Below are 23,841 nucleotides of genomic sequence, written 5' to 3'. Positions count from 1 at the left end.
TCACGCGGCGACCACGCCGGCCGAGTGTGAGCCGCTCAGCGCCGCTGAGAACTGGTCGACGAGCCGTTCGAGCGCTTCCCGGGTGGTGGGGTCCTCGCGGGAGTCCTGGACGCGGCCCGCGCCGGGCTCGGCGCCGCCCTGCTCGCCGTTCCCGGCGGTCCGTACCCTGATGGCCTCACGCCACGCCATGACCTCCCCGCCGTTCCCCCGGTCCGTCTCAGCGCCCGGGCCCGCGGTGGCTGCGACCCCTCCCTGGCCGAAGCCACCATCGAGGCGGTACGAGCCCTCCTCGGCTTCCGCGAAACGGACATCGCGGGGACTCGATCCAGGGCCATGTAACGCGAACATGGCAGCCGTACGAAGTAGTCATTGCCGCCTTCCGGAAACGCGAACACGCGCTTGACCCTTTCTTGACGTCGTGGGTAGCTTCAGCGGCATGCCGATCTCTCCGCGGTTCACGCAGCGGCGCCCTGTCGATCTGATGCGCATCACCGTCGCGCTGTGTAGCTGAAACCCAGCAGCGTAGCTGAAACCCAGCAGCGTAGCTGAAAACCAGCAGCGTAGCTGAAAACCAGCAGCGTAGCTGAAAACCAGCAGCGTAGCTGAAAACCAGCAGCGTAGCTGAAATCCAGCAGCGAACACCCCTCACTCGCGACGAATTCCCCCACGCGACATCACTTCATTTCCGTACGCTCCGATGCCGTACGCCTTGCACCCGGGAATGTGTATGCCCAGGCTCGCGCCGCTCATCCTGACCGCTCTGACCTGCACCTCGCTGCTGGTCGGCTGTGCGGACAACACCACCTCGCCGACTGCCGCCGACAGCAGGAACCTCGCCCACGTCAAGATTCCGGAGAAGGTGAAGGCGAATACGTCGATTACGGTCGGTGCGCCGGATACTCAGGTGGCGCTGAAGCTCTCGGGGCAGCTCGACAAGCTGCCCTTCAAGGTCAAGTGGGCCAATATCAGCGGCGGTCCGCAGTGCTCCGAGGCCTTCCGCGCACATTCCCTGGATCTGTGCTCGGCGGCGGAGATCCCGTCAATACACGCCCACTGGACCGGTCTCGATACGAAGCTCGTGGCGACGGAATTCCGCAAGGACCCGTTGCGGCACCCCGTCTACGAACTCGGAATCGCTCCCGGGGCGGACGTCGACACCCTGGCCGACCTGCGCGGCAAGAAGATCGCCTACAGCCCGGGGCAGGCCCAGGGGGCGCTCGTGCTGCGGATCCTGGCCAAGGCGGGACTCACCAAGGACGATGTGCAACTGGTCGAGCTGCCCAGCACGGGGGATGTGTACCCGACCGCGCTCGGCAGCCGCCAGGTGGACGTCGCGCCCCTCGGAGGCGTCAACATCAAGCGTTACCCCGCGAAATACGGCAAGGACGGCGGGAAGACCATCCAGCACGGGCTGCGTGACGACCCCGCACATCTGTGGGCGGTGACCGATGCCGTGAGCGATCCGCAGAAGGCCGCCGCGATCAGGGAGTTCATCAGGTTCTGGGCGCGGTCGGAGGTCTGGGTCGACCAGCACCCGAAGCAGTGGATCGACGGCTACTACGTCAAGGACCAGGGCCTCACCCGCGCCGACGGTGAGTACCTGGTGCAGCAGAACGGCCATCCGGACATCCCGGCCGACTGGACGCCGGCCATCGCACGGCAGCAGAAGACCGTCGACCTGCTGGCGAAGGAGACGGGCAAGAAGAAGTTCGACGCGGGAATCCTCTTCGACCGCCGGTACGAGTCGGTCGCCGCCGACGCGGTCGCGGCAGCGCGGCGGCCGCGATGAGCACGGACGTCCCCGGCGAGCGGCTGTCGGCCAAAACCACGAAGACGGCCCCGGCCACGGGGAACGCCGGGCGCCGCGTCGCCCGCCGGCGCCTCGGTCCCGGCCGGCCCATCCCGTACGGCCGGGCCCTCGGCCCCCTCCTGCTGCTCGCGGTCTGGTCGGCCGGCTCGGCCACCGGCCTCATCGACGCGCGCAACCTGTCCGCCCCCTGGACGGTGGTGACCACGGCGGGTGACCTCATCGCGGACGGCAGGCTCCAGTCCCATGTGTGGACCTCCACCGGGCGAGCCCTGTCCGGTCTGGCGTACGGGACGGCCGCCGGGCTCGTGCTGGCGCTGATCGCGGGGCTCAGCAGGCTCGGCGAGGGAGTGATCGACGGCCCCGTGCAGATCAAGCGGGGCATTCCCTCGCTCGCGCTCATCCCGCTGCTGATCCTGTGGTTCGGCATCGGGGAGTCCATGAAGGTCATCACCATCGCCCTCGGTGCCTTCGTCCCGGTCTACATCCACACCCACAACGGACTGCGCACCATCGACAGCCGGTACGTCGAGCTCGCCGAGACGCTGGGGCTGAGCCGCCCGCGCTTCCTGCTGCACATCGTGCTGCCGGGCGCGCTGCCCGGCTTCCTCCTCGGGATGCGTTTCGCGGTGACCGCGGCATGGCTGGCGCTGGCCGTCGTCGAACAGGTCAACGCCACCAGCGGGATCGGCTACATGATGGGGCTCGCGCGGACCTACGGGCAGACCGACATCATCATCGTCGGTCTCGTCGTCTACGGACTTCTCGGACTGCTCTCCGACGGACTCGTGCGGCTTGTGGAGAGGAAGGTCCTGTCATGGCGACGCACGCTGGCGGGCTGACGGTCACCGCCCCGGAGGCCGCGGTAGCCGTCCGTATCGAGGGGCTCGTACGGGCCTTCGGCGGGCGCAAGGTGCTGGACGGGCTCGATCTGAGCCTGCGCGCCGGGGAGTTCGTGGCCATGCTCGGCCGCAGCGGCTCCGGTAAGAGCACCGTGCTGCGGGCGCTCGCCGGAGTCGACCACGACGCCGGTGGCGAAGGCGTCCTGAGCGCGCCCGCCCATGTGTCGGTCGTCTTCCAGGACGCCAGGCTGCTGCCGTGGAAACGGGTGCTGGCCAATGTGGCACTGGGGCTCACGGGCGGGGACGCCGAGGAGCGGGCCCGCACCGCGCTCGCCGAGGTGGGCCTGGCCGGACGGGAGGACGCCTGGCCGGTGGAGCTGTCAGGCGGCGAACAGCAGCGGGTCTCGCTGGCCCGCTCCCTGGTGCGCGAGCCCGAACTGCTGCTCGCGGACGAGCCGTTCGGCGCGCTCGACGCGCTCACCAGGACCCGTATGCACGCCCTTCTGGCCCGTCTGTACGAGCGGCACCGTCCCGCCGTGCTGCTGGTCACGCACGACGTGGACGAGGCCATCGCGCTCGCCGACCGGGTGCTGGTCCTGGACGGGGGCCGGATCGCCGCCGACCTGGCCGTGGAGGTTCCGGCGCCGCGTCGGCCGGCCGGCGCCGAGTACGCCGCGCTGCGCGAGCGACTGCTCGCCCGGCTGGGCGTGGACGTGGCCACCGAGCGGGCGGACGACCGTCCCGAGAACCGCCAAGCGCCCCACGACTGACCGAGTCGAACACGCGCCCCACGACTGACCTTGTCGAAGTCCCGATACCCTTTCAGGAGTTGCTGGTGATCCCCTCAGCCACCCGACCGTTCATGCTCGCACTCGGAGCCGCGTCGCTGCTGGCCGCCTCGGCCGTGGGCCCGACCGCCGTCGCCGCGCCCGCCGAGCCCCGTCCATCGGTGGCGCTCGACTGGTACGACACCACGGCACAGACGATCGCGGCGGCCGGAGCGCCGACCCAGGTGACCAACAGCCGCACCTGGGCGGTGAGCTGGCTGGCCGGGGCACGGGCCACCCGCCAGGTGCCCACGGGCGTCGACCGGGACGACTATCAGGACGCGGCGCTGGCCTCCGCCGTGCACAGCTCCCTGACCACCCTCGCGCCTTCGCGCACCGAGCAGTTGGACGCCGCGTTCCGCCGTACCCTCGACGGGATCCCGGACGGCCCGGCCGAGGACCGGGGCGTGGCGGCGGGCGAGCGGGAGGCCCGGTCCGTCCTCGCGTCCCGGGAGGGCGACGGCCTGGACCCGGCGTCGGTCGACGCCCCGTTCACCGTGCCCCCGGCCGCCCCCGGTGTCTGGCAGCCGACGCCGCCCGCGTACGCCCCCGCCACGCAGTACGGCAACCGCGTCGCGCGGCCGTTCGCGCTGGCGGCCCCCGACCAGTTCCGGCTCGGACCGCCGCCCGCGCCGGCCTCCCGGCGGTACCGGTCGGACCTGGCCGAAGTGCGTGCCTACGGCGCGGCGGACAGCGCCCGGCGCACCGCCCACCAGACGGAGACGGCGAACTTCTGGTACGGCTCCTCGCTGACCCTCTACACCGAGCCGCTGCGGGTCGCGCTGTCCCGCTCCGCCGGGTCGGTGGCGGAGCGGGCGAAGCTGGTCGCGCTGTTCCACATCGCCTCGGTGGACACGCAGATCGCGACCTCCGACTCCAAGTACGCGTATCTGCGCTGGCGTCCGGTCACCGCCATCCGCACCGGCGCCATCGACCCCGACCCCGACTGGACGCCGCTGCACAACACCCCGGCGCACCCGGACTATCCGAGCGGCCACAACACCTACGCGGGCGCGGCGGAGGAGATACTGTCCGCCCTCACCGGGCCGCGCACCGCGCCGTTCGAGCTGACCAGCCCCACCGCGCCGGGGGTCACCCGCACGTACACGGACTGGCACCGGCTGACGGCCGAGAACGTCGACGCGCGGATCCTCTCGGGCATCCACACCCGCTCCGCGGACGAGGCCGGAGTCACCCTCGGCAAGAGGGTGGCCGGGTATGTGCTGCGCGCCTCCGGCCACCTCCTGCGCTAGCCCTCCGGGGCTCAGTCGCGGGTCGCCGGACGGCGGCGGGTGGCCGGGTCGGTGAGCGACGGGGGCTGGTAGCCCTCATCGGCCGGACTGATCGTGGTGCCGGGCGGCACGATCTCGTCGATCCGGTCGAGCACGTCCCGCGAGAGACGGACGTCGACGGCGCCGAGCTGGCTCGTCAGGTGCTCCTGGGTGCGCGGGCCGATGATCACCGTCGACACGGCCGGTGGAGTTCACGTTCCGGAAGGTCCGTCACATCGGTTCCGGCCACCCATACCCGCCCGGATGTGGGGCGTTCGAGCAGATTTACGCAGCGGGCCAGGGTGCTCTTCCCCGCGCCACTGGGGCCGACGACGACGCCGATGGTGCCCTGCGCGATGTTCAGGTCGACTTCATGGAGCACCGGCCGCGCACGGGTACCGGTACCGAAGGTCTTGTGCAGTTTCTCTACACGGATCACCGTGTGTACTCCTCGACGCTCTGGGGAGGGTGCGGGCGGGCGCGCCGAAGGAAACAGGAAGACGACAGGCCGGCCCTGAGCGGGAATGAGGTCAGTGAGAGAAACAGGCGGCACTGGTGATCACCATGTGATCGACCGTGCGGCGGCGCGTGCAGTGAAGAGTCCGCGACATGGGATGGGATGCTCACACCGCTGTCTGCCGAGGTCAACAGCGGACCGCATGGTGAGATGCGCGGTGTGCCCGGCGGCCGTACGCCGTTCCGGATGCTGGTCGCCGCTTGACCAGTGCACGAACGCCGGTGTTGGGTGGCGCCCATGGCCTCCACGCTTTTGGTGCACCGCCACCACATCGACCTCGGTCGAGTGGTGAGCGCGCAGTGTTGTTGAGGCATTGACGGCTGCCCGCCGGGGCGCCTTCTCCCAGCTGTTTCCCGCGTGTGATCCGTCTGCCCGTACGGGGCCGAACCTCCGTACGCCGTGCGGCGTGACGGCGCGTCAACTTGCCCGCGTCGGCTCCCAAGAGCCCACGCATCTCATGAGGAAACCACCGTGACTCACACGACGCACGCGATCGCGTCCCCCGCCGGGAATCCCGACACCGACCCGGCGCCCGATTCGCCGGACCGGGTCCGCTGGGCGGCCGTGGGCTGGGACGACCCGGCGGCCGCCGAGCTGAGGACCCTGATGGACGCGGAGATCAAGCCCCGCTACGCCGCCTTCGGGCCGCGTCCGCATCTGCCGCCCCCGCCCACCGCCGACGAAGTGGCCGTCACCTGGATCGCCTTCACCGGCTCCGGCGAACCCGTCGCCACCGCCTCGCTGCGCGCGCTGCCCGGCGACCGGTGGGAGATCAAGCGGGTGTTCGTCCGTGCCGGCCACCGCGGCCGCGGGCTGGCCGCAGTGGCGTTGGCGGCCGTCGAGGCGTCCGCGGCCGAACGGGGCGTCGCGGAGCTGATGTTGCAGACGGGTGTCCGGCAGCCGGAGGCCGCCGCCCTCTACGCACGCGAGGGCTGGTACCGCATCCCGCCCTATCCGCCCTACTCCCGCGACCCGTACAGCGTCTGCTTCGCCAAACGGCTGCCCGCCACCGGCGGTGCGGAGCGGGGGAGCCATGTGTGACCCCCGGCGGCCCGCCGCCGTCACATCCGCCGCGGCTCGCACCGTCGGGGGCTCGGCCGGGGCCGGGCATGACGGCGGCGCGGCCCGCTGACACACGAACTCGCCGACCGTGACGGCTGGGGGCCGCATGGGCGCCGAGGAATACGCCGCGGCCCGTCCGAGTTCACGATTGCGTGAGGTCACCGGCCTCACGTAGCGTTCCGAGATATCATCCAGGGCCCGAAGGCCCGTCGGGAACGGGAACGGGAGGCGATGGTGTCGCGGCCGATGACCTGCCCGCCCGCGCCGGCTCCGGCCCTCCGTGAGGGTGTCCGCCTGTACTCCCGGCACCACATCGATCTGCTGCGCGTAGCCGGCGCGCTCTGTCGCCGCTGACCTGATCACCTCGAGGACACCGCGCCCTCCCGATGAGGGGCGGTGATCATCCATGGCCGACCAGGGAGGCACCCTTCGTGTCCAAGTCCTCATCCACGTCCTCGTCCACCCTCTTGCACCTCGCCGTCGCTCTCGACGGGGCGGGCTGGCATCCGGCCGCATGGCGCGAGCCGCAGGCCCGCCCCCGGGAACTGTTCGACGCCGCGTACTGGACCGATGTCGTCACCGAGGCCGAACGCGGTCTGCTCGACTTCGTGACCTTCGAGGACGGGCTCTCGCTCCAGTCCTCGCACCGCACCGAGCCCGACGGCCGCACCGACCAGGTGCGCGGGCGGCTGGACGCGGTGCTCATCGCCTCCCGGGTGGCGCCGCTGACCCGGCACATCGGGCTGGTGCCGACCGTTGTCGCCACCCACACCGAGCCGTTCCACATCTCCAAGGCGATCGCCACTCTGGACTACGTCAGCACCGGCCGCGCGGGACTGCGGATCCGGGTGTCCAGGCGGCGCCACGAGGCGGAACACTTCGGCCGCCGCGCCATCCCGCGCTTCGGTCCCGAGAATCTGGACACACCGGTGGTCCGGGAGCTGACCGCCGGGCTCTTCGAGGAGGCCACCGACTACATCGAGGTGGTACGGCGCCTCTGGGACAGCTGGGAGGACGACGCGGAGATCCGGGACGTCGCCACCGGACGCTTCGTCGACCGCGACAAGCTGCACTACATCGACTTCGAGGGCAGGCACTTCGGCGTCAAGGGCCCCTCGATCACTCCCAGGCCACCCCAGGGACAGCCGGTCGTCAGCGCACTGGCCCATCAGAGCGTGCCCTACCGGCTGGTGGCAACCTCCACCGACATCGGCTACATCACCCCGCACGACACGGACCAGGCCCGCGCCACCGTCGCCGAGATCCGCGCCGCCCAGGCCGCGGCGGGACGGGCGGAGGAGCCCGTGCACCTCTTCGGTGACCTGGTGGTGTTCCTCGATGACGAACCGGGTGCCGCGGCCGCCCGACGGGAGCGCCTGGACGCCCTCGCGGGCCACCCGTACACCAGCGACGCCAAGGTGTTCACCGGCACCCCCGCACAACTCGCGGATCTGCTACTGACCTGGCAGCGGACCGGACTGTCGGGCTTCCGGCTGCGCCCCGGTGTGATCGGCCACGACCTCGAGGCGATCACCCGCGGCCTGGTGCCCGAACTCCAGCGCCGCGACGCCTTCCGCCGGTCCTACGAGGCCGACACCCTGCGCGGGCTGCTGGGCCTCGCCCGCCCCGCCAACCGCTACGCCACCGTCTGAGCCGGAGGGACCACCGACCATGAGCACACCGCTCAAGCAGATCCACCTGGCGGCCCACTTCCCCGGTGTCAACAACACCACGGTGTGGAGCGATCCGGAGGCGGGCAGCCATATCGAGTTCAGCTCGTTCGCCCACTTCGCACGCACCGCCGAGCGCGCCAAGTTCGACTTCCTGTTCCTCGCCGAAGGGCTGCGGCTGCGCGAACAGGGCGGAAAAATCTACGACTTGGACGTGGTGGGGCGGCCGGACACCTTCACCGTCCTGTCCGCGCTCGCCGCCGTCACCGATCGCCTCGGCCTGACCGGCACCATCAACTCCACCTTCAACGAGCCCTACGAAGTGGCCCGCCAGTTCGCCAGCCTTGACCACCTGTCCGGCGGGCGCGCCGCGTGGAACGTCGTCACCTCGTGGGACGCCTTCACTGGGGAGAACTTCCGCCGCGGCGGCTTCCTCCCGCAGGACGAACGGTATTCCCGGGCCAAGGAGTTCCTGGCCACCGCCACCGAGCTGTTCGACTCCTGGCGGGGCGACGAGATCGTCGCCGACCAGGCATCCGGCACCTTCCTCGATGACGCGCGGGCCGGAGCCTTCGCCCATCAGGGACAGCACTTCGACATCGCCGGGCAGTTCAACGTCCCGCGCAGCCCGCAGGGCCGCCCGGTGATCTTCCAGGCCGGTGACTCGGAGGAAGGCCGGGAGTTCGCCGCGGCCGCCGCCGACGCCATCTTCAGCCGGTACAGCACCTTGAAGGAGGGGCAGGCGTTCTACACGGACGTCAAAGGCCGCCTCGCCCGCCACGGCCGCACCCACGACCAGCTGCTGATCCTGCCCGCGGCCACCTTCGTCCTCGGCGACACCGACGCCGAGGCGCGGGAGCTGGCCCACGAGGTACGGCGCCAACAGGTCAGCGGCGCCACCGCGATCAAACACCTGGAGTTCGTCTGGAACCGCGACCTGTCCGGGTACGATCCGGACGGCCCGCTGCCCGACATCGACCCCGACCCCGGTGAGCACACCGTCGCCCGCGGCCGCGCCCAGGTACGGATGTACCGCGATCCACTGGCCGTCGCCCGGGAGTGGCGGGAGCTGGCGGAGGCGAACAAGTGGTCCATCCGTGACCTGGTCATCGAGACCGGCAACCGCCAGTCGTTTATCGGCTCCCCGGCCACGGTCGCCGAGACCATCAACTCCTTCGTCCAGGCCGATGCCAGCGACGGCTTCATCCTCGTACCGCACATCACCCCCGGCGGGTTGGACGTCTTCGCGGACACCGTCGTCCCGCTGCTGCAGGAGCGTGGTGTGTTCCGCACCGAGTACGAGGGCACGACCCTGCGCGACCACCTCGGCCTGGCCCACCCCGGCACCGGGGCGGACCAGGCCCGGGCCGCGTCATGACGTCTCCGGTCATCACCCTCGTCGTACCCGGTGACCATCACGCAGCAGGGGAATCAGCTGGTCACCGATCCGGCTGATTTCCTGCTTGTAGGGGGTGTCGGACAGGACGAAGTGGGTGATGCCGAGCTCGCGGTAGCCGTGCAGCGCACGGGCGACGTCGTCGGCGGAGCCGACCAGCCAGGTGGTCCCCGCTCCGCCACCGCCGAACCTTCCTGGGGTGGTGTACAGGCAGGTGTCGAGCACCTCGCCACGCTGTGCGAGATCGAGGAGCCGCTGCTGCCCGACCGCCGTCCCGCGGTTCCCCGTCCATGTGGTCTCGTCGGCGTCGCTTGCCATCTTCGAGACCTTCTCCTCGGCGGCACGCCATGCTTCCTCGGTGGTGTCGCGCACCAGCGTCGTGATCCGCAGCCCGAACTCCAGCGGCTTGTGCTGTCGGCCCAGCTCCTCGCTCAGCGTCTTGAGCCGGTCGACGCGTTCGGCGATCCCGTCGAGTGGTTCACCCCAGAAGAGCTGGACATCGGCCTCGGCCGCCGACACCCGTTCGGCGGCCGGGGACGCGCCGCCGAAGTAGAGCGTCGGATGCGTCCTCCCGTCGGTGGGGTACGGGCGTGGCGCGACCGTTGAGCCGGTGACCTGGAAGTGCTCGCCGTGGAAGGTGACGTCCTCCTCGGTCCACAGGCGCCGCAGGAGATGCAGGAACTCCTGGGTGCGTGCGTACCGTTGTGGGGGTTCGACGTTGGTGTCGCCGTACGCGGCCGGGTTGTCCAGCCCGCTGACGATGTTGACGAGGACGCGTCCCCGGCTGAGCTGGTCGAGCGTGGCCGCCGCGCCGGCGAAGTTCGCCGGGTGCCAGTAGCCGGGACGGATCGCGACCAAGGGTTTGAACGTCGTGGTCCGAGCGGCCAGCGCGGTGGCGACGGTGAAGGTGTCCGGGCGCCCCCATCCGGTGCCGAGCAGCGCCCCGCCCCAGCCGTGGTCCTCTGCCAGTTGGGCAAGGCCGGTCGAGTACTCGATGGATCCCCAGCCGGTCGTCGTGTCGTCACCGCGGTGGCCCGGTTCGACGGAGTTGGGTATGTACCAGAGAAATTCCATGCTCATGATGGTTCCGATCGCTGCTTGGCCGGTGTCCGCACGACACAAGCCGGGCCGGTCATGGAGGGTGGGGCCGGAGCGCGGTGGCCCGGTCGAGTTCGGCGCCGCCGTAGGTGAAGGTCCTCGCTGGTCAAGGGAACGCGGCGGACCGTGAACGGAGCGTTGCTTCAGCTCCGGAGGAGTGGGGCGGCGTGCCGAAGCGGACGAAGGATCAACACTGCGCGCTGGACACGCGAACGAGGTCAACACAGCGCTCGCTGGTAAGGAGCAGGACCTCAGGCATGTGATCGAGTCTCTGCGTGAGCGTTCAGAATGTCAATGAGCCTTTACGGCCTCGGCCCGGCGTCACCCGGTGCGACGAAAACGGTTGTAGCGCGCGTCAGCTCGCCACGTTCGGCTGACGCGCGCCGGCATCCCGGACCGGCGCCGGAATGCCCGCCTGCCGTCAGAACAGTTTCCGCAGAATCAGCTCCAGGGAGAACTCGACGTGTTCGCGTGCGATCGTGGCCGCCCGTTCGGTGTCGCGTGCGCAGACCGCCGTGATGAGCTCGCCGTGCTGCCGGGAGGACAGGGCGAGCTCATCGGGGCTGTAGAGCGCCGCCAGCCGCGTGTTGAAGTGGAACAGACGGTTGGCCTGGATCGCCGCCAGCAGCCGGGGGTTGCCCGATGCCGCGCTGATCGCGTCGTGGAAACTGTCGTTGTCGCGGGCCCGGTCGCTCAGTACCGCCGGGTCGTGGGCGGTCATCCCCGGCCGCCAGCCTTCGACTACCTTGAGCTGTTCCGGTGTGGCGTGTCGGCAGGCCAGACGGGCGGCGTGGCTTTCGAGTCCGCACCGGACCCCGTACAGCTGGACGATCTCGTCCTGAGTGTGCTCGTGCACGATCCAGCGCCGTCGATGGGAGACGATGAGCCCGTCCGCCTCCAGGCGCTGCATGCTCTCGCGCACCGGTGTACGGGAGACGCCCAGCCGGGTGGCGATCTCGTCCTCGACCAGCGCGGCATTGGGCCGCAGCACACCGGCGGTGATCTCCCGGCGCAGCGTCCAGTACACCTCCTCCGAGCGCCGGGTACGTGGACGGGGGCTAGGGTCGGCGTTCCGTGTGGGGCCCTCGGCGGGGGCGCGCTCCACAGGTTCCGACTGTGCTGGCGTCTGGGTCATCCGATCGTGTTCCTCATCGCCTGGGGACTGGTGTGCGACGGCTCTAGTAAACCGGTCGTTCACCGGTGCCCGCCCGGCCGGTGTCCCACGCGGGCACCGGAGGAGTGTGGTCGATCAGGTGCGGGACCTCGATGTCGAGGTAGAGCGGACCGCCGTCCTCGTGGAAGGAGCGCAGCCGCCGCGTCAGATCGGGCAGCGACCGGACACGGTGGGCCCGCATTCCGCAGGCCCGCGCCACGCCGACCGCGTCGATGGTGCCGGGATCGACGCCGAAATAGCGCCGTCCGGTGTACAGATGCTGGAGCATCTTGATCCAGCCGAGGCTGTGGTTGGTGAACTGGAGGTACACGATGGGCAGTCGCAGCCGCACGGCCGTCTCCAGCTCGCCACAGGCCATGGCGAAGCTGCCGTCGGCGGTGAAGGAGACGACCTCGCGGCCGGGGTGGGCCATCGCCACCCCGACGGCGGCCGGGATGGCATAGCCCATCGGGCCGTGTCCGCGCGGGATCAGCACGCTGCGCGCGGCCCGGGTTTGCCGCCAGAACGCGGCCACGTTGGGGGTGGGGGTGCCGGGGTCGGCCACGACCAGAGTGCCGTCGCCGAGGACCGAATTGACGGTGCGTACGACATCGGCGGGGGGCACCTGGCCGTCGGTGGCGGTGGCGGTGGCGGTGGCGGTGGCGGTGGCGGTGGCGGTGACGGGCGCCCCGGTGAGGGAGTCGGCCGCCTGTGCGCGGGCGGCAGCGACCCGTGCGCGGCGCTCGGCGCGGACATCGGCGCCCACCGGGGTGATGTGCGCCAGGAGTCGGCCGAGCACGGTGGCGGCGTCGCCCACGAGCCGGATCGCATCCGGGAAGTTGCGCCCGGCACGGTCGGCGTCGATGTCGATCTGGATGACGGCGGCCCCGCCATGGGGATCGCGGCTGGGTCCGGTCCAGCTGTTGGTGTCGGTGGCGTTCGCCCGTGTGCCCACGAGGAGTACGGCATCGGCGTCGCGTACGGCGGCGTTGGCGCCGGGCTGTCCTCCGTTGTTGCCGACCACCCCGAGTGACCAGTCGGAGCTGTCGGGCAGGGCGCCCTTGCCATGGATGGTCGTGGCCACGGCCGCGCCGAGTGCGTCGGCCAGTTCCGCCAGGACGTCCCAGGCCTCCGAGACATGCACGCCGGAGCCTACGAGAAGGGTGGGGCGTCCGGCGCGGGAGAGCACATCCGCGGCCCGCGTCACGGCGCTCGGCTCCGCCGTGGCACGGACGGCGGGCAGTGTGGGCACACCGGGGACCGCGGTGATGCCCTCGGCGGGTTCGTCGAGCACGTTCTCCGGGATGATCAGCGCCACCGGGGCCGGGCGCCCCGACACGGCGGTGTGCAGCGCCTCGTGCAGCAGCGATGGGATCTCCGCGGCGCTCTCGGCGACCCGGGTCCACTTGGTCACGGCGGAGAACAGGGCGGTCTGGTCGATCTCGGTGAGCGCCCCGGTGCCGCGGCTTCGCGTGTGGATGTCGGAGGTCAGCAGCAGGACGGGTACGCCCGAGGCGTACGCGTCGCCGAGCCCGCCCACGACATAGGTGGTGCCACCGCCGCTGGAGACCTCGACGGCACCGACCCGGTTGCCGCTCCGGGCATAGGCGTCGGCCATGGCGCCGGCGTGGCGCTCATCGCGGGCGAGAACGTGCCGGACGTCCTCGGCGCGGTGGTAAAGGGCGTCGTAGAACGCCACGCCGGTGTCGCCCGGAACGCCGAAGAGCGTGTCGACGCCACCGGCGACCAGCGCGTCGACGAGGACATCGGCGCCCCGGCGCGGCCGGGTGCCGTCGGCGCCGGGGACGTCGTCCGCCGGGGCGGTGACGGTGGAGTGGCCGGTCGATCCCGGGTCAGTCACGTGCGTCTCCTGTTCGGTTCGTCGAGGGCGGCGCCGGTGACGGGCCGACGTGCTGCCAGGCGAGTGCCGCCAGCAGCCGGGCGGCGTCCGGAATCACCGAGTCGTCGAACACCGCGGTGGGGGAGTGGTTGCCGGACGGGTGCCCGAGGGCATCCGCGGGAGCCGCCCCGAGATAGCCGTACGCCCCCGGAACCCGGCGCAGGACATGCGAGAAGTCCTCCGAGCCGATCCGCGGCCGGGCCAGTTCCTCGAAGCGGCCGTCGCCGAACAGCTTCCGGGCCGTCTCGGCGAACAGGGCCGCGTGCTCGTAGGAGTTGACCGTGGCGGGCAGCACGGTTTCGAAAGTGGCCTCGGCCCGTGCCCCGTGGGCGGCGGCGATCCCTTCGACCAGTGCCGGCAGCTCGGCGGCCAGCCGCTCGGTGACCGGGTCGGAGAACGACCGCACCCCCGCGCGGAAGACGGCATGCTCGGGGATCACATTGGGCGCGGAGCCGGCGTGGAACTCGCCGACGGTCACCACCACCGGCTCGAACGCGTCGAAGCGGCGGGTCACATACGTCTGCAGCGCGGTGGCGGCCTCGGCGGCGACCGGTATCGGATCGAGCGCCTCATGCGGCCGCCCGCCGTGTCCGCCCCGCCCGGTGACCGTCACCTCCAGCACGCCGTAGGAGGCCATGATCGGGCCGGGCCGGGTGTAGCAGCGGCCCGCGGGCAGATCGGCGACGACATGCAACGCGTACGCCGCGTCCGGCGGCCGGGGCGTGGCGTCGAGCAATCCCTCGTCGAGCATCAGCCCGGCCCCGTCGTACCCCTCCTCCCCGGGCTGGAACATGAAGACCACGCTGCCCGAGATCTCCTCCCGGCGTGCCAGCAGCAGCCGCACCGCGCCGACCAGAGCCGCGGTGTGCAGATCGTGGCCGCAGGCGTGCATCGCCTCGCCCTCGGCGGCGAAGGGCAGTCCGGTGCGCTCCCGCACGGGAAGCGCGTCCATGTCGCCGCGCAGCAGTACCGTCGGCCCCGGTCCAGCGCCGTCCAGCACCGCGACCACCGAGCTGAGGTTCTCACCCGTCCGCACGCTCAGCCCTGTCCCGTCGAGCGCGTCCAGCACCAGCGCCTGGGTGCCGGGCAGGTGCAGGCCCACCTCGGGGGCGGTGTGCAGCGACCGCCGCAGCGCGACCAGGTCACCGGCGAGCGCGGCGGTCTCCTCCTCGAACAGGCCCCTCATCGGACCCCCTCCGTCCGCAGCTTCGGCAGCACCTCGGCGACGACCTCCTCGAAGACGCCCTCCTTGTGCGGTCCCTGGAGTGGATACGGGAACATGAACTCGGTGATGCCGATCTCGCTGAACCGGCCGACGAAGTCGGTGAACCGTTCGGCCGATTCGAAGGGCGCGTCCTCGGTGAACCCGGCCATGAACGACTTCCGGATGCTCGCCGGGTCACGGCCGAACCGCTCCGCGTGTTCGTCCAGGAGCCGCCCGCGGTCCCGGGTGAGCCGCAGACTCTCCGCCTCGCTCAGCTTCACGCCCCGGCGCAGCTGGGAGAAGAGCGTGCCGTACGTGCTCCAGATGTCGGCGTCCCGCGCCGCGATCCGGATGGTCGACTCGACATGCGCGGCGATCAGCAGCGGTGGGTGGGGCACCGCGACCGGTGCGGGGGCGCGCACGGCTCCCTCGACGTGGTAATGGCTGCCGGAGAAGTCGAAGTGGTCCTGCCGCAGAAGCCCGCCGACGACCGCGCTGTACTCGTCGAAGCGTGCCGCGCGCTCGGCGGACGGCCATGTCTCCACGCCCGCCACGGCATGGTCCTTCGGATTGCCCCCGGCGCCGATGCCGGGGACGAAACGGCCGTCCGACATGTGGTCGAGCGTGATGGTCTGCTTGGCGAGCACCGCGGGGTTGCGCAGTGGAAAGGCGCTGACCAGCGTCCCCACGGTGATGCGCTCGGTCGCCGCGACCATGCCCGCGGCGAGCTGCCAGGCGTCGAACCGGGGCCGGGAGGTGGCGCCGGAGCCGTCGATGGAACTCCACACGTGGTCGCCGGCCCACAGGCTGTCGAAGCCCTGTTCCTCGAAGGCGCGCCACCGTGCCGTCAGCTCCGGCCAGGGTGCGGCCTCGTAGGTCATCAGCCCGAATCGCAGTGGTGTCGTCGTCATGGTCGTGTCTCAGCCCTGTTCCTCGATGACGTCCCTGACCAGCTCCGCGGTGACGGGACCGGCTCCGGCTCGTGCCTGTGCCGCGAGATAGGCGGCGCGGTAGGCCCCGGGGCGCCGCGCCCGGGGCAGCCGTCCGACGGCCGCGATCAGCTGCTCCTGTACGGCTTGCGGCCACCGCTCGTCGTACGCCCGGCGCGCCGCCCCCAGGTCGAACGGCGCCGCGCGCCCTGGCAGCGCCGCCCGGCCGCGTTCGGTGGCCGCCGCGTCGACGGCGCCGTCCCGCAGAACCACGCCGTAGGCGCGCAGCGCCTGCTGCGCGCCGATCAGTCCCCGGGCCGCGTCGGCGGCCACCTCGTCCGGGGCGCGGTCGGCCGGGTCGCCGAGGCCGCCGCCACCGGCGGTCTCGATGAGCAGCACATCACCGGCGGCCAGCGTGACGACGTTGATCCGGCCGAGCTCCCGCTCGCCCGGCGCCCCCGGGTTGAGCACGGCCCGCCCCGGTGTTCCGGGCCGTCCGCCGTTTACCCCCCACGGCTGGAAGAGCAGCCGCTCCATGCCCCGTACGGCGAGGGTGACCTCGTCGGCGAGGGCACGCAGCCGCAGCACGATGCCCGCGCCACCGGGCCTGCGGCCCGTGCCACCGGAGTCCGGGCGGTAGCGGTACTCCTCGACGAGGACCGGCGCGTCCCGCTCCAGCAGTTCGTTGGGGACGTTGCGCAGCCACCCGCCGGTGAAGCTCGTCCCGTTGAGCCCGTCCCGGGCCGGACGGCCCCCCGAACCACCGGTCAGCGGCTGGCCGACGGAGACATGGCGCTGCCCGGTCACGGGGTCGGCATGGGCGACGGTCGCGATGGCCACCGCGCCGGAGGAGGTGGCGAACGCGGACTCGGGAGCCGCCTGGGCGAGGCAGCCCAGCACACAGTCCATGATCCGGAAGAAGACGGCGGCCCGAACTCCGCAGGTGGCCCCGGGCCCGGGGTTGACGATGGAACCCGGCGGCAGCTCGGCGGTGATACCGCGCACCAGCCCCGAGTTGTACGGGATCCCGGGGTCGAGCGAGCAGAAGTAGTTCACCAGGGCGAACACCAGCATGTAGTGACCGGGTTCGCCGCCGGTGGGCAGATTGATCGCCTCCGCCACCTGGGGGGAGGTACCGGCGAAGGACAGTTTGGTGGAACCCCCGGACACCGTCAGTTCCAGGCTCAGCCGGGTGGGCGGCACCGTTGTCACGTCGTCCTCCTCCAGCCCCTCGACGTAGTCCACGAAGCGGTAGCTGCCGTCGCGCAGCCGATCGACGAGCCGGGCCGCTCGTTCGGCCGCCTCGTCCAGCAGGTCCTCGATCGCGTCCCCGAGCGCCTCGGCGCCGTAATGGGTGACGATCTCGTCGATACGGCGCTGAGCCGCGGCGAGCCCGGTCAGCTGTGCCTCGATGTCACCGCGGTTCTGCTCCGGAACACGGGTGTTGGACAGGATCGTGCGCAGCAGCGCCTCATTGGTCCGGCCCGCCTCGCGGAGCCTGGCGGGCGGGATCAGCAGCCCTTCCTGGCAGCGGTCGGTGTGTGCCCAGGAGATGGAGCCCGGTACGTCGCCGCCGATGTCGGAGGAGTGGACGAAGCTGAAGGCGAACGCGATGATCCGCCCGCCCGCGTAGAGCGGCGCCCACAGCCAGATGTCGGGCAGATGGGTGACCAGCCCGCCCGTGGCATCGGGATCGTTGCTGATGCCGACGTCGCCGGGGCGGTAGGGCCCGAGCGACTCGATGGCGGTGCGCGCGGGGATCCCGATCATCAGGTTGCCCGAGATGGCCCGGGGCGCGGCGAAGACCTCACCTCCGGGGGTCACCAGGCACGTTCCGAAGTCGGCGGTCTGCTTGACGAACACACTGAAACTGGTCCGCCGGATGGTCTCGGCCATCTCCTCGACCACGGCGGTCAGCCGGTGGGAGAGGATTTCCCGTGTCACGGGGGAGCCACGCATCACGATCCCCTCCTGTCCTCGGTTACGTCGTCGTGATGGATGTCCGGGGCCATGTCGATCAGCAGATTTCCCAGGGCGTCCGCGCGGACCGCCGCTCCTGTCGGCACGAAGACGGTGGTGTCGGGGGCCGAGACGACCAGGGGACCGTGGACCGTCGCGGCCACCGGCAGCTCGGCCCGGCGCAGTCGCAGCGCGCGGCGACGCTCACCGGACTCGTGGACGGTGTGCTCGCGCGGCGTCCGCGCCTCGCCCGCCGCCACCGCCGGAAGCCGCGGATCCCCGGGGGCGGTCAGGGTCACCCGGAGGTTGCGGACGTCCAGTTCGCCGCCCGAGGCGTCCACTCCGTAGGCGGCCCGGTAGGCCTCGGCGAAGAGCGAACGCAAGGCCTCGACCGTCGGCGGCCGGTCATCCGGCAGGACCACGGGGAGCGTGAACGACTGGCCCACCAGCTGCACATCGGCCCAGCGGCGCAGTTCGGGCCGCTGGTACGGCGCCGTGTGCTGCCGCGCGTACCAGGCGTGCGCCTGCTCGGCGAGGTCCTTCCAGACCCGTTCCAGACGGGCGTCGTCCAGTGTCGCCGTCGTCTCGCCGATGGACGCCACCACATCCTGGCGCAAGCCCGTGGCGAGTGCGCCGAAGGCGCAGAGCGTGCCCGGCGACCAGGGGACCAGCACCCGCCGGATGTTCAGCGAGCGGGCGAGCAGCGCGGCGTGTACGGGCCCCGCGCCGCCGAAGGCGACGAGATGGGAGCCCGTCGCGTCCAGGCCGCGGCGGGCGAGCAGCGGGACGAGCTGGGCGTGCATCATGGCGGTCGCCACATCGATCGTGGCGGCCGCGGCCTGTTCCACCGTCAGACCGAGCCGCCGGGCCAGGGGACGCAGGCTCGCGTGCGCGGCCGCCGGGTCGATGGTCACGGCACCGCCCGCGAAGCCTTCCGGATCGATGAAGCCGCAGATCACATACGCGTCCGTGAGCGTGGGATCCGTACCGCCACGCCCGTACGCGGCGGGTCCGGGCACGGCGCCCGCGCTGCGCGGGCCCACCTTGAGCACCCCCGAGGAGTCGACCCGGACGAGCGAGCCGCCGCCCGCCCCGATGGAGGAGATCTCCACCGAGGGGATGATCAGCGGGAAGTCCCCGAGCGCGCTGTCGGTGGAGTACGGGATGTCGTCCTCGACGAGGGCCACATCGACGCTCGTGCCCCCCATGTCCATCGTGATGAGCCGGTCGACCCCCGCGGCGCCCGCCAGCCGGATCGCCCCGGCGACACCCGCCGCGGGACCGGAGAACAGCGTTTCGACGGCGGCACGCAGGACCTCGGCGGACCCGGTGTCCAGCGACATCACACCGCCGTTGGACTTGGCGATGTACAGCGGGCAGCGCAGCCCCAGCGCCCGCAGCCGGTCCGACAGTTCAGCGAGGTAGTCGCCGAGCAGCCCGGCCACATGGGCGGCCAGCACGGCGACGGTCGTGCGCTCGTACTCCCTCTCCTCCGGCCACAGTCCGGCCGCGCCCACGACCACCACCCCGGGGTGCGCGGCGCGGAGCAGCTCCACGGCGCGCCGCTCGTGCTCGGGATGGGCGTGGGCGTGCAGAAAGGACACCGCGAGCGCCTCGACGCCGTCCGCCACCAGCGCGCCGGCGGCGGCCAGCAGCCCGGCCTCGTCCAGCGGGCGTTCCACACCGCCGTCCGCGCGGAGCCGCTCGTCCACCTCCCGGACGTCCGCACGGTCGACGAGCGGACGGCGTGCGGCGGCGAAGAAGTCGATGGGGTCGCGCAGCCGCAGTCGGCCGATCTCCAGCAGATCGGGAAAACCCCGGGTCACGAGCAGTCCGGTGCGGGCTCCGGCACGCTGCAGCACGGTGTTGAGGGCGAACGTCTGGCCGTGCGCGAAGTGCTCCACCTCGCCCGGGGACACCCCGTGCCGTGCCAGCGCACCGGCGACGCCCTCCGCCACGGCCGAGGCGGGCCTGGCCGCGTCGGAGGGCACCTTGGCGGTGTGCACGGTGCCGTTCTCCGCGTGGGTGAGGACGATGTCGGTGAATGTTCCGCCGACGTCGACGCCGAGCCGGTAGCGGCCCCGCCGCGCATGCTGAGACGCGGTCACGGTGTGGGTTCTCCTTCCGCGGACCTCGCGGGTCCGGTGGTTTGTGCCCCGGCCGCCGCACTCACCACGCCCGGGGCTCCGCCGGTCCGGCGCGCGGCCGCGGCGGCGGCCGCCGCCAGCAGCAGCGAACCCGCGATGAGGATGCTGGACATCGCCGTGACCGTGGGGTCCTGCTGCTGTTCCAGACGCAGGAACATGGCGACGGGCAGGGTGGTGGTATCGGCCGGCATGAGGAAGACCGAGGTGTCGACCTCGTCGAACGAGGTGATGAACGCGAAGATCCCGGCGGCGAGCAGCGCCCATCGGATCTGTGGCAGTGTCACCTGCCGGAAGGCACGGCCCGCCGAGGAGCCCAGATCGCGCGCCGCCTCCTCCAGCGCGGGATCGAGTCCGGCCAGCGCCGCGCCGACGACCGCGACGACGAACGGCATCAGCAGCAGACAGTGCGCGAAGGCGATCCCGCCGACCGTCCCGTAGGCGGCCGGGAACAGCGACGCGTACAGCACGAACAGGCAGAATCCCGCGACCACACGAGGCAGGCTCAACGGCATCACGAAGACCGAGCGCAGCAGCTCCCGCCCGGGGAAGCGGTGGCGGGCGATGGCGTAGGCGGCCATGGTGCCGAACACCAGGGAGATGACCGTCGCCAGCGCCGCGACCTCCAGCGAATACAGCAGCCCGACCCGGAACGGCTCATGGTCCAGCGCCCGGTGGAACCACTGGAGGGTGAAGCCACTCGGCCATCCGCCTCCCGTCTCGTCCACGCTGAAGGACGACACCACGACCACGGCCAGCGGAAGCAGGACGAAGACGGCCACGAGAGCGAGGAACAGCACGCGCACCGCGGTGGCGGCACGCCGTCCGGCGGGGGTCACCGCGAACCGCCCCCTTCCAGGCTTCGGTGCCGCACGTCCGCGTACCGGCCGAGCCGGTTGAACAGGGCCAGCACGGCCAGCGCGATGGCCAGCAGAAGCAGCGCCTGGGCGGCGGCGAGCGGCCAGCGCAGCTGCTGGATGTTCTGGTACACGGACTGCGCGAGGACGGTGACGCGGCCGCCGCCCAGCAGGGACGGGGTCGCGAAGGCGCTGACCGTCAGCGCGAAGACCAGTTGGGCGGACGCGACGATCCCGGAGGCGGTCAGCGGCAGCAGCACCGTGCGCAGCCGCCGGAGCGGGGGCGCGCCAAGGTCGGCGGCGGCCTCCAGCACACCCGGCGGCAGATTGCGCAGGGAGGCCAGCAGCGGGAACACCGCGAACGGCAGCTCCACATGGACCAGGGCGAGGATGACGCCCGGCTCGTGGTACAGCCAGCCGCGGAGCACACCGCCGAGCAGCCCGCCGTGGCCGAGCAGCAGCATCCAGCCGTAGGAGCGGACGACGACACTGACCAGGATCGGCGAAAAGACGATGAACATCAGCAGCCCCGCCGCCCACCAGCGGCGCACCCGCAGCAGACACCAGGCGATGGGGTAGGCGAGGGCCACAGTGAGCAGGGTGACGACGGCTCCGACCCGCAGCGTCGTCCACAGCACCGCGAGGTTGTAGGAGTCGCTGAGCGCCCCGGCCCAGGTGCCGGTGTCGAAGGGGGCGATGAGCCGGCTGGTCTGCTCGGTGCGGAAGCTGTACGACACCAGCAGCAGGATGATCGAGAGGAAGATCAGAACCAGATACGCGGCTCCGGGCGCGATCAGTGCGTAGGCGACCCGCCGCCCGCGTGCCACGCCTCGCGCCTTCTCGGTGGCGGTGGGGGCGGGTTTCTCCGGGGTCATCCGGCCGCCGCCTCGGCCTCACGGGCCCGGCCGCCGGTCGGGACCACGGTGATACGGGCGGGGTCCACCGCCACCCCCACGGTCGCGCCGACCGTCACCGGGGCCGAGTGGGCATCGGTGTCGGCCAGGACCTCCCGGCCCGTCGAGGTCTCCAGGACGATGCGGATCCGCGCCCCGAGGAAGCCCACCGAGCGTACGATCGCGCGCCCGATGGCGCCGTCGTCGGAGGGTTCGACGACACGGATGAACTCCGGCCGTACCGCCACGAGCGGTGAGCCGCCACCGGGTACCGAAAACGTCAGGCCGTCCGCCCGCGGCAGGCCGGGGGAGTCCGGATCGGGCGCGGTGTCGAAGAGGTTGTTCTCGCCGATGAATCCGGCGACGAACCGGCTGACGGGGGCCCGGTAGAGCTCCTCGGCCGTACCGATCTGTTCCACGCGGCCGTCGTTCATGACGGCGATCCGGTCCGAGACCTCCATCGCTTCGCTCTGGTTGTGGGTGACGCATACGAACGCGGTGCCCGTCTGCCGCTGGAGCCTGCGCAGCTCGCGGCGCATGCGCAGCTGCAGACCCAGATCGAGCGCGCTGAGCGGCTCGTCGAGCAGCAGGACCTCGGGACGGCCGACGAGCGCGCGGGCGATGGCGATCCGCTGGCGCTGGCCGCCGGAGAGTGTCGTCGGCGCACGCCCGGCGAACTCCGGCATGCCGACCACATCGAGGATTTCCGCCACCCGCCGGGTGATCTCGGCGCGTCCCGTCCTGCGTGTCCGTAGCCCGTAGGCCACGTTGTCGAACACGTTCATGTGCGGGAACAGCGCACCTTGCTGAAAGACGAGATTGGTGGGGCGGCGGTGGGGCGGGGTGTCGGTGACGTCGACGCCGCCCAGCAGCACCCGTCCGTGGTCGGGCCGCTCCAGCCCGGCGATGATGCGCAGCGCGGTGCTCTTGCCGCACCCCGACGGCCCGAGGAGGGAGAAGAACTCGCCCGCCCGGACGGTGAGTTCGATGTCGTTGAGTACGTCCTTCCGACCGAAGGACTTGGACAGTGACCGGACGGCTATCGCATGATCGCTCACAGATGCGCCTTGACGTCGCTGTTCCACTGGTCCGTCGCCTGCTGGACGCTCTTGGCGAGCCGCCCCCAGTCCAGCTGGATGGAATCCCGCACCGTCGTGAGCCGGAAGCCCGGCTTGCCGCGGAATCTGGCGGGCAGCTCGGCGCCTTCGATGAGCGGGATCGTGGCGGTGGCCGCGCTGTAGCGGCTGACGGCGTCGGGCGCGAGGATCTCGTTCATCAGCTTCGCGCCCTCCTTCAACTGCTCGGAGCTGGAGCCCTTGACCAGCTGGAACCCCTCGGGGAAGGCCATGACACCTTCCGAGGGCACCGCGAAGCCGATCGGATCACCCGCGTCGATCCAGGGCTGGGCCACCCCCTGGAAACCGGGGGCTATCACGACCTGCCCGCTGACCAGTTGTTTGCGCAGCTGGTCGATGGAGGCCACGAGCCCGGCGAACTGACCCGACTTCGCGGCGTCCGCGAACACGTCGATCCCCTTGGACAGATCCGCCTCATCGCCGCCCTTGAGCTTGTTGATCACGGGCACGGCGTTGACGGCGAAGGCGGGGGCGTCCCAGGTGGTCACCTTGCCGCGATATTCGGGCTTGAACAGATCGAGCCAGGACTTCGGGGGACTCTTGACGACCTTGGTGTTGTAGAGGATGCCCATGGCGTCCATCACCGTGTACGCCCCCAGGCCGTCATCGCGCCGGAACTCCGGCAGCACCTTGGCCGCGTTGGGAACCAGCTTGGGGTCCACAGCGGCCCACAGGCCCTCTTCGGCTCCCTGAGCGAAGCTCTGGGCGTTGAAGAAACCGAGGTTCAGCAGCGGCTTGTGGGCGTTGACCTGCACCGAGGAAACGAGTTTGGGGAAGGTCTCGGCGTTGGTACCCTCGATGTACCGGACCGTGACGCCGTGCTTCTTCGCGAACGTGTCCCCGATCCGCTTCGGCACCTCTCCTTGAGCCCCGGCCCAGCGGAACATGGTCAGCCGGGTCCCGCCGCCGGACGAACCCCCGGGCGCACCACAGGCGGTGAGGATGCCTCCGCCCAGGAGGGCCAGTCCGGCCGCTCCGGTGGACCGCAGAAGGTCACGGCGACTCACATGGTGCGTCATAGGCTTCTTCCTCAGGTACGGATGCGTCCGGGCTCTTTCCTCCCGTGACGTGCTTCCCATACTTCTTCGCATGCGAAGTCGGATGCAATAGTTGGGAGCGTTGTTCATGTGACTGCAACAGAACAAGCCATCCGCACCTGGTACTGACCGCTCCGAG

General features: G+C 71.2%; 21 protein-coding genes and 1 pseudogene. 8 read left to right on the top strand and 14 right to left on the bottom strand.

Annotation, left to right across the window (positions count from 1 at the left end; genetic code table 11):
- The gene (locus tag JK364_RS02180) at positions 1–189 is read right to left on the bottom strand and encodes a hypothetical protein (RefSeq protein WP_201846905.1); all 189 of its coding nucleotides are present in this window, start codon (positions 187–189) and stop codon (positions 1–3) included.
- A gap of 538 nt (positions 190–727) precedes the next feature.
- On the opposite strand from JK364_RS02180, the gene JK364_RS02175 reads away from it, so the two are divergent.
- From JK364_RS02175 to JK364_RS02160, 4 genes are all read left to right on the top strand, one after another.
- The gene (locus JK364_RS02175) at positions 728–1,789 is read left to right on the top strand and encodes an ABC transporter substrate-binding protein (RefSeq protein WP_201846902.1); all 1,062 of its coding nucleotides are present in this window, start codon (positions 728–730) and stop codon (positions 1,787–1,789) included.
- Entirely contained in the window at positions 1,786–2,649 is an 864-nt protein-coding gene (locus JK364_RS02170; RefSeq protein ID WP_201846901.1) for an ABC transporter permease, read from the top strand. The genes JK364_RS02175 and JK364_RS02170 overlap by 4 nt, the downstream gene beginning before the upstream one ends.
- A complete protein-coding gene (locus JK364_RS02165) occupies positions 2,625–3,419 on the top strand; it encodes an ABC transporter ATP-binding protein (RefSeq protein ID WP_201846899.1) in 795 nt (264 codons plus the stop codon). The genes JK364_RS02170 and JK364_RS02165 overlap by 25 nt, the downstream gene beginning before the upstream one ends.
- 65 nt (positions 3,420–3,484) lie before the next feature.
- Complete coding sequence (locus tag JK364_RS02160) at positions 3,485–4,729, top strand: vanadium-dependent haloperoxidase (protein ID WP_307841132.1); 1,245 nt, start codon at positions 3,485–3,487, stop codon at positions 4,727–4,729.
- Between the two features lie 11 nt (positions 4,730–4,740).
- On the opposite strand, the pseudogene JK364_RS02155 reads toward JK364_RS02160, so the two are convergent.
- Positions 4,741–4,953 (bottom strand): annotated as a pseudogene (locus JK364_RS02155) (aldo/keto reductase); the annotation flags it as partial.
- Positions 4,935–5,129, bottom strand: coding sequence for an ATP-binding cassette domain-containing protein (locus JK364_RS02150; protein ID WP_307841185.1), 195 nt, complete (start codon positions 5,127–5,129; stop codon positions 4,935–4,937). The gene JK364_RS02150 and the pseudogene JK364_RS02155, both read right to left, overlap by 19 nt.
- A gap of 606 nt (positions 5,130–5,735) precedes the next feature.
- Between JK364_RS02150 and JK364_RS02145 the strand changes: the two genes are divergently transcribed.
- The 4 genes from JK364_RS02145 (at position 5,736) to JK364_RS02135 (ending at position 9,374) form a co-directional block, all read left to right on the top strand.
- Entirely contained in the window at positions 5,736–6,305 is a 570-nt protein-coding gene (locus JK364_RS02145) for a GNAT family N-acetyltransferase (RefSeq protein ID WP_201846893.1), read from the top strand.
- A gap of 252 nt (positions 6,306–6,557) precedes the next feature.
- Complete coding sequence (locus JK364_RS57985) at positions 6,558–6,680, top strand: putative leader peptide (RefSeq protein ID WP_372455496.1); 123 nt, start codon at positions 6,558–6,560, stop codon at positions 6,678–6,680.
- A gap of 77 nt (positions 6,681–6,757) precedes the next feature.
- Positions 6,758–7,978 (top strand): LLM class flavin-dependent oxidoreductase, encoded by a 1,221-nt coding sequence (locus JK364_RS02140; protein WP_307841131.1) that lies wholly within the window; start codon positions 6,758–6,760, stop codon positions 7,976–7,978.
- 19 nt (positions 7,979–7,997) lie between these two features.
- On the top strand, positions 7,998–9,374 hold the full coding sequence (locus tag JK364_RS02135; protein WP_201846889.1) for an NtaA/DmoA family FMN-dependent monooxygenase: 1,377 nt from the start codon (positions 7,998–8,000) through the stop codon (positions 9,372–9,374).
- A gap of 12 nt (positions 9,375–9,386) precedes the next feature.
- Here the strand turns inward: JK364_RS02135 and JK364_RS02130 are convergent, their stop codons facing one another.
- From JK364_RS02130 to JK364_RS02080, 11 genes are all read right to left on the bottom strand, one after another.
- Positions 9,387–10,466 (bottom strand): LLM class flavin-dependent oxidoreductase, encoded by a 1,080-nt coding sequence (locus JK364_RS02130; protein WP_230991267.1) that lies wholly within the window; start codon positions 10,464–10,466, stop codon positions 9,387–9,389.
- Between the two features lie 445 nt (positions 10,467–10,911).
- On the bottom strand, positions 10,912–11,625 hold the full coding sequence (locus JK364_RS02125; protein ID WP_201846885.1) for a GntR family transcriptional regulator: 714 nt from the start codon (positions 11,623–11,625) through the stop codon (positions 10,912–10,914).
- A gap of 43 nt (positions 11,626–11,668) precedes the next feature.
- Positions 11,669–13,504 carry a thiamine pyrophosphate-binding protein gene (locus JK364_RS57455; protein ID WP_201846883.1) on the bottom strand — a complete coding sequence of 612 codons (1,836 nt, stop codon included), beginning with the start codon at positions 13,502–13,504 and terminating at the stop codon, positions 11,669–11,671.
- A complete protein-coding gene (locus JK364_RS02115) occupies positions 13,497–14,729 on the bottom strand; it encodes a M20 metallopeptidase family protein (protein WP_201846881.1) in 1,233 nt (410 codons plus the stop codon). Before JK364_RS02115 ends, JK364_RS57455 begins: the two co-directional genes overlap by 8 nt.
- On the bottom strand, positions 14,726–15,658 hold the full coding sequence (locus tag JK364_RS02110; protein WP_201846879.1) for an LLM class flavin-dependent oxidoreductase: 933 nt from the start codon (positions 15,656–15,658) through the stop codon (positions 14,726–14,728). The genes JK364_RS02115 and JK364_RS02110 overlap by 4 nt, the downstream gene beginning before the upstream one ends.
- A 9-nt stretch (positions 15,659–15,667) precedes the next feature.
- Entirely contained in the window at positions 15,668–17,635 is a 1,968-nt protein-coding gene (locus JK364_RS02105) for a hydantoinase B/oxoprolinase family protein (RefSeq protein ID WP_201846877.1), read from the bottom strand.
- Complete coding sequence (locus JK364_RS02100) at positions 17,635–19,743, bottom strand: hydantoinase/oxoprolinase family protein (protein WP_201846875.1); 2,109 nt, start codon at positions 19,741–19,743, stop codon at positions 17,635–17,637. The genes JK364_RS02105 and JK364_RS02100 overlap by 1 nt, the downstream gene beginning before the upstream one ends.
- Positions 19,740–20,618, bottom strand: coding sequence for an ABC transporter permease (locus tag JK364_RS02095; RefSeq protein WP_201846873.1), 879 nt, complete (start codon positions 20,616–20,618; stop codon positions 19,740–19,742). Before JK364_RS02095 ends, JK364_RS02100 begins: the two co-directional genes overlap by 4 nt.
- Positions 20,615–21,511 carry an ABC transporter permease gene (locus JK364_RS02090; protein WP_201846871.1) on the bottom strand — a complete coding sequence of 299 codons (897 nt, stop codon included), beginning with the start codon at positions 21,509–21,511 and terminating at the stop codon, positions 20,615–20,617. Before JK364_RS02090 ends, JK364_RS02095 begins: the two co-directional genes overlap by 4 nt.
- The gene (locus tag JK364_RS02085; RefSeq protein WP_307841130.1) at positions 21,508–22,587 is read right to left on the bottom strand and encodes an ABC transporter ATP-binding protein; all 1,080 of its coding nucleotides are present in this window, start codon (positions 22,585–22,587) and stop codon (positions 21,508–21,510) included. The genes JK364_RS02090 and JK364_RS02085 overlap by 4 nt, the downstream gene beginning before the upstream one ends.
- Complete coding sequence (locus tag JK364_RS02080; protein ID WP_201846869.1) at positions 22,584–23,684, bottom strand: ABC transporter substrate-binding protein; 1,101 nt, start codon at positions 23,682–23,684, stop codon at positions 22,584–22,586. Before JK364_RS02080 ends, JK364_RS02085 begins: the two co-directional genes overlap by 4 nt.
- Positions 23,685–23,841: the final 157 nt, after the last annotated feature.

This window comes from Streptomyces endocoffeicus (assembly GCF_016741935.1).
GTDB classification, from domain to species: domain Bacteria; phylum Actinomycetota; class Actinomycetes; order Streptomycetales; family Streptomycetaceae; genus Streptomyces; species Streptomyces endocoffeicus.
Note: the sequence above shows the minus strand (reverse complement) of the source record. Positions and strands in the feature narration are given on the sequence as shown.

Bases quoted from the DNA above. Each gene is read 5' to 3' on its own strand.
- JK364_RS02180 (WP_201846905.1), bottom strand. From the start codon at position 189: ATGGCGTGGCGTGAGGCCATCAGGGTACGGACCGCCGGGAACGGCGAG.
- JK364_RS02175 (WP_201846902.1), top strand. From the start codon at position 728: ATGCCCAGGCTCGCGCCGCTCATCCTGACCGCTCTGACCTGCACCTCG.
- JK364_RS02170 (WP_201846901.1), top strand. From the start codon at position 1,786: ATGAGCACGGACGTCCCCGGCGAGCGGCTGTCGGCCAAAACCACGAAG.
- JK364_RS02165 (WP_201846899.1), top strand. From the start codon at position 2,625: ATGGCGACGCACGCTGGCGGGCTGACGGTCACCGCCCCGGAGGCCGCG.
- JK364_RS57985 (WP_372455496.1), top strand. From the start codon at position 6,558: ATGGTGTCGCGGCCGATGACCTGCCCGCCCGCGCCGGCTCCGGCCCTC.
- JK364_RS02135 (WP_201846889.1), top strand. From the start codon at position 7,998: ATGAGCACACCGCTCAAGCAGATCCACCTGGCGGCCCACTTCCCCGGT.
- JK364_RS02130 (WP_230991267.1), bottom strand. From the start codon at position 10,466: ATGGAATTTCTCTGGTACATACCCAACTCCGTCGAACCGGGCCACCGC.
- JK364_RS02125 (WP_201846885.1), bottom strand. From the start codon at position 11,625: ATGACCCAGACGCCAGCACAGTCGGAACCTGTGGAGCGCGCCCCCGCC.
- JK364_RS02115 (WP_201846881.1), bottom strand. From the start codon at position 14,729: ATGAGGGGCCTGTTCGAGGAGGAGACCGCCGCGCTCGCCGGTGACCTG.
- JK364_RS02110 (WP_201846879.1), bottom strand. From the start codon at position 15,658: ATGACGACGACACCACTGCGATTCGGGCTGATGACCTACGAGGCCGCA.
- JK364_RS02105 (WP_201846877.1), bottom strand. From the start codon at position 17,635: ATGCGTGGCTCCCCCGTGACACGGGAAATCCTCTCCCACCGGCTGACC.
- JK364_RS02090 (WP_201846871.1), bottom strand. From the start codon at position 21,511: ATGACCCCGGAGAAACCCGCCCCCACCGCCACCGAGAAGGCGCGAGGC.
- JK364_RS02080 (WP_201846869.1), bottom strand. From the start codon at position 23,684: ATGACGCACCATGTGAGTCGCCGTGACCTTCTGCGGTCCACCGGAGCG.